General features: G+C 36.9%; 1 protein-coding gene. It reads left to right on the plus strand.

Annotated elements, in window-relative coordinates:
* The first annotated feature begins 75 nt into the window (after positions 1–75).
* Positions 76–1,202, plus strand: a protein-coding gene (locus U2P91_RS17900) for an IS3 family transposase (RefSeq protein WP_111886419.1) whose coding sequence is annotated in 2 segments (ribosomal slippage) — positions 76–325 and positions 325–1,202 — 1,128 coding nt in all. Because the reading frame shifts where the segments join, the coding sequence is not laid out codon by codon here.
* Positions 1,203–1,220: the final 18 nt, after the last annotated feature.

The raw sequence follows: 1,220 nt of genomic DNA on the forward strand, positions 1-1,220 counted from the left end.
TGGATAGGCTATACTTAACTGGACAGATTTACTAAGGTCATATAAACTAAATCCATAAAATGAAGGAGAACCAATATGACCAGAAGAGAACGCCGAATTTTTACAGATGAATTTAAAAATCAGGTCGTCCAATTATATTTAAACGGAAAACCCAGACATGAAATTATTAAGGAGTATGAATTGTCAGCTTCAGCCTTTGATCGTTGGGTGAAACAGCATCAAAACTCCGGATCATTTAAAGAAAAAGACAACCGCAGTGATGAAGAAAACGAGTTAATCAAATTGCGCAAAGAAGTCCAACAATTAAAAATGGAAAACGACATCCTAAAGCAAGCAGCGCTGATCATAGGACGAAAGTAGAAGTCATCCAAGCGAATCAAGACAGATACTCGGTATCAGCAATGTGTAAAGTCCTAAAAATAACACGAAGCACCTATTATTATGAGTCTAAAACCCGAAAATCAGAAGATGAAAAAAAACTGAAACAGGATATTACCGACATTTTCAAGGCTAGCAGGCGTAATTATGGCACGCGTAAAATCAAAAAAGAACTGGAAAAGAAAAAACAGATTGTATCACGCCGACGGATTGGCCGAATAATGAAAGAACTGGGCCTGGTATCGACCTATACAATCGCTCAATTCAAAGTTCATAAAACACCGGTAAACAATGATAAAATCCAAAACGAAGTTAATCGCCAGTTTGATGACAGAGAGCAGCTGGAAGTAGTTGTCAGTGATCTTACCTATGTTCGTGTTGCCGGAAAATGGAATTATGTATGTATTCTTCTGGATTTATACAATCGCGAAATTATTGGTTACAGCGCAGGCGCGCAAAAAGATGCCATGCTTGTTTATCAGGCTTTTGCAACGGTCAAATACAGACTGGATAAGATATCAATCTTCCATACGGATCGTGGAAATGAATTTAAAAACAATATTATTGATGGGATCATCGATACGTTTAATATCAGACGTTCATTGAGTCAAAAAGGTTGTCCGTATGACAATGCCGTTGCTGAAGCTACCTTTAAAGTTTTTAAAACTGAATTTGTGTATCCGAATACGTTTGACTCCCTGGAACAGCTAAAACTGGAATTGTTTGATTATATTCATTGGTATAATCACATCCGAATTCATTCGTCTCTTGATTATATGACGCCGATTGAATTCAAAACAGCAGACCTTAAAAAAGTTGTCTGAAAAAGTGTTGACAATCCA

It is taken from the genome of Acetobacterium sp. K1/6, assembly GCF_034438075.1.
In the GTDB taxonomy this organism is placed as follows: domain Bacteria; phylum Bacillota; class Clostridia; order Eubacteriales; family Eubacteriaceae; genus Acetobacterium; species Acetobacterium carbinolicum.